General features: G+C 70.7%; 1 protein-coding gene. It reads left to right on the top strand.

The window, feature by feature from the left end; genetic code table 11:
* Positions 1 to 4404: NAD-glutamate dehydrogenase (locus PKD06_RS18440; RefSeq protein WP_324382710.1), on the top strand; the 4404-nt coding region annotated here is incomplete at both ends.

Genomic DNA, 4404 nt, shown 5'->3' with positions numbered 1-4404 from the left:
GGGCTCGGGGGCGACGCGACGGCGGAAAGCGCCCAGGCGCCGCGGCGCGAGAGCTTCATCCATATCCATCTCGACCGCCTCGACGGGGACGAAGCCCGCGCGAACCTCGTTGACGCCCTCTCGGCCACCTATGCGGATGTCGCGGCTGTCGCCAGGGACTCGGCCGGCATGCGGGCTAAGGTCGACGGCATCGCGAAGGAATATCGCGACAATCCCCCTCCGCTGCCGCCCGAGGAGCGGGACGAGGCGCTCGCCTTCCTGTCCTGGCTCAGCGACAACCACTTCACGCTCCTCGGGATGCGGGCCTCGCGCATCCCGGAGGGCGAGGGCCAGCCGGAGGCGCTGGACGGGTCGGGCCTCGGCCTCCTGCGGGACCCCGCGGTGCAGATCCTCAAGCGCGGCGGCGTGATGGTCTCGATCACGCCCGAGATCCGCGCCTTCCTGGAGCGCCCCCGCGCGCTGATCGTCACCAAGGCGAGCCTGCGCTCGCGCGTGCTGCACAGCGCCTATCTCGACTATGTCGGCGCGAAGCTGTTCTCGCCCTCGGGCAAGCTCTGGGGCGAACTGACCGTCGTGGGGCTGTTCACGCCCTCGGCCTATACGAGCCCCGTCCGCACCACGCCCTATCTGCGCCGCAAGGTCGCGAACGTGGTCAAGCGCGCGGGCTTCGACCCGGCGAGCTTCGCCGGCCGCACCCTCGTCGAGACGCTGGAGGCCTTCCCGCGCGACGAGCTGTTCCAGATCGACGAGGACACGCTTTCGAGCTTCGCGATCGAGCTGATGCGGCTGCGGGAGCATCCGCGCATCCGCGCCCTCTCGCGCATCGACAAGTTCGACCGCTTCGTGTCCGTCCTCGTCTATCTCCCCAAGGAACGCGACAACGCCGAGACGCGCGCGCGCATCGGCGCCTATCTGGCCAGGACCTACGAGGGGCGCCTCTCGGCCGTCTATCCCGCCCTCCTCGACGGCGCGCTCTCGCGCACGCACTACATCATCGGACGCGACGGCGGCACGACGCCCAAGCCCGGACGGGAGGTCCTGGAGGCGGGCATCGTCGGCATCGCCCGCACCTGGGGCGACCGCCTGTCCGAGGCCCTCGACGCGACGGTCGGCGGCCCCAAGGCGCGCGACCTCGCGAGCCGCTACGGCAGCGCCTTCGGCGCCGCCTATCGCGAAGCCTTCGATCCCGACGCCGCCCTCTCGGATATCGAGCGACTGGAACATCTCTCGCCCGCGCGCCCACGCTCGGTCGACCTCTATCGCCGCCCCGACGAGGCGCCCGACCGCGTCAGCCTGAAGCTGTTCTCGCGCGGCCAGAGCCTGGAACTGTCCGAGCGGGTGCCGCTTCTCGAGCGGATGGGGTTCCGCGTCGTCAACGAGCGCACCTATCGCGTGACGCCGGCCGGGGCGGGTGCCGAAGGCACCGTCTGGCTCCATGACATGACCCTCCAGCGGGCCACGGGCAAGCCGGTCGACATCGCGACCCTGGATGGGCCGGTCGAGGCGGCGCTGCTCGCGATCTTCCGGGGCGTGGCGGAATCGGACGGCTACAACAAGCTGGTCCTCGAGGCGGATCTCGGCTGGCGCGAGGCGGCCTTGCTGCGGGCCTATGGCCGCTATCTCCAGCAGATCGCGGTGCCCTACAGCCAGACCTACCTCGCCGACGTGCTCGCGCGCCACGGCGCCTTCGCGCGCACCCTCACCCAGCTCTTCTACGGGCGCTTCGATCCGGGCCTGCCGGAGGAGACGCGTAGCGCGCGGGAGATCGAGGCGCGCGCCCATGCCGAGGAGCTTCTCGCCGGCGTCTCCAGCCTCGACGAGGACCGCATCCTGCGCCATTTCGCCAACCTGATCGAGGCGACGCTGCGGACCAATTTCTTCCAGATCGGCCGCGACGGGCACCCCTCCAACATCATCGCCTTCAAGTTCGACTGCGCGAAGGTGGAGAATATCCCCAAGCCCCGGCCGCTCTTCGAGATCTTCCTCAGCTCGCCGCGCGTCGAGGGCCTGCACCTGCGCTTCGGCAAGGTCGCGCGCGGGGGCCTGCGCTGGACGGACCGGCCGCAGGATTTCCGCACCGAGATCCTCGGCCTCGTGAAGGCGCAGCAGGTGAAGAACGCGGTGATCGTCCCGGTCGGCGCCAAGGGCGGCTTCTTCCCGAAGCAGCTTCCCCCCGCCTCCGACCGCGCCGCCTGGATGGCCGAGGGCACCGAGGCCTACCGCCTCTTCATCGGCACCCTGCTCGACCTGACCGACAATCTCGACGGCGACACGATCGTGGCGCCGCCCGAGACCGTCCGGCACGATCCGAGCGATCCCTATCTCGTGGTGGCGGCCGACAAGGGCACGGCGACCTTCTCCGACGTCGCCAACGCCATCTCGGTCGAGCGCGGCCACTGGCTCGGCGACGCCTTCGCCTCGGGCGGCTCGAACGGCTACGACCACAAGGCCATGGGCATCACCGCCCGCGGCGCCTGGGAGGCGGTGAAGCGCCATTTCCGCGAGATCGACATCGACATCCAGACGCAGCCCGTGACCGTGGTCGGCGTCGGCGACATGTCGGGCGACGTCTTCGGCAACGGCATGCTGCTCTCGAAGGCGCTGAAGGTCGTGGCCGCCTTCGACCATCGCGACATCTTCCTCGATCCGAATCCCGATCCGGCGGTGGCCTGGGCCGAGCGCAAGCGCATGTTCGACCTGCCCCGGTCGAGCTGGCAGGACTACGACAAGTCGCTGATCTCGGCGGGCGGGGGCATCTTCTCCCGCAGCCTGAAATCCATTCCTCTCTCCCCGCAGGTCCAGGCGCTCCTCGGCCTCGCCAAGTCCGAGGCCGCCCCGGCCGAGATCCTGACGGCGATCCTGAAGGCGCCGGTCGATCTCCTCTGGTTCGGGGGCATCGGGACCTATGTCCGGGCCTCGACCGAGACCGACGCCCAGGCGGGCGACCGCGCCAACGACGCGATCCGCGTCACGGGGGCGGATTTGCGGGTGAAGGTGGTCGGCGAGGGCGCCAATCTCGGCATGACCCAGCGCGGCCGCATCGAGGCGGCGCGGCGGGGCGTGCGGCTCAACACGGACGCCATCGACAACTCGGCCGGCGTCAACACCTCCGACGTCGAGGTGAACATCAAGGTCGCGCTGACGACGCCCGAGCGCGACGGCCGGCTCGATTTCGACAGCCGCAACGCGCTGCTGCACCAGATGACCGACGAGGTCGCCGATCTCGTGCTGCGCAACAACTACCTCCAGACCCTCGCGCTCTCCCTCAGCCAGCGCCGCGGCGTCGGCGATCTCGGCTTCCAGGGCCGGCTGATGGGCACGCTCGAAGCCGCAGGGCGGCTCGACCGCGCCATCGAGTACCTGCCCGACGAGGCCGGCCTCGCCGAGCGGCGCAAGGGCGGCGAGGGGCTGACGCGCCCGGAACTCGCGGTGCTGCTCGCCTATGCGAAGCTCGCCCTGCACGACGAGCTGCTCGAATCCTCGGTGCCCGACGATCCCTTCCTGTCGAGGGAGCTGGAGCGCTACTTCCCGGCCGAATTGCGCCAGCGCTATCCCGACGCGGTGGCCGGGCACCGGCTGCGGCGCGAGATCATCGCGACGCAGCTCGCCAACGCGATCGTGAACCGGGGCGGGCCGGCCGTCGTCTCCCGGCTCGTGGACGATACGGGGGCGGATGCGGTGACGATCGCCGCCGCCTATGCGGCGACGCGCGACGTCTTCGGCCTCGGCCAGCTCTATGACGGGATCGACGCCCTCGACGGCAGGATCGGCGGCGAGCGCCAGCTCGACCTCTACGCCTCTGTGCAGGACCTGATGTTCTCTCGGATCGTCTGGTTCATCCGCAACGTCGACTTCAAGACCCGCAGCCTCGACGACGTCGTCGGGCAGTACCGCGACGGCATCGCGGCGGTCGCGGCCTCCCTCGAGGCGGCCCTGCCGCCGGCCTCGCGCGCAGCCTGGGAGGCGAACAGCGCGGCGATGGAGAAGGAAGGGGTGCCGGCGGCCCTCGCCCGCCGTCTTTCGGCCCTGCCTGAGTTGATCGACGCGCCGGACCTCGTCCTCGTCGCGCAGCGGACCAACTCCCCGATCGCGGATGTGGCGAGGGTGCATTTCGCCCTCGACGGCATCTTCCAGCTCGGCGCGCTGGTCGAGGCGGCGCGGGCGATCCCGGTCTCCGACCATTTCGACCGCCTCGCCCGCGACCGGGCCATCGACGCCATCGCCGTGGCCCATCGGCGCCTCACCTCCGAAGTGATGGGACGGGGCGGCGACGTCGAATCCTGGCGCGCGGCGCGGGGCGCGGAGATCGACCGCATCCGCTCGGCCGTCGAGGGGATCGTCGGCGCGGCCCTGACCGTCTCCCGGCTCACCGTCGCCGCCAGCCTCATCGGAGACCTCGCCAAG

It is taken from the genome of Enterovirga sp. (assembly GCF_035325185.1).
Classification (GTDB): Bacteria; Pseudomonadota; Alphaproteobacteria; order Rhizobiales; family Beijerinckiaceae; genus Enterovirga.
The sequence above is the reverse complement of the archived record's forward strand: the minus strand, read 5'-3'. Positions and strand labels throughout refer to the sequence as shown.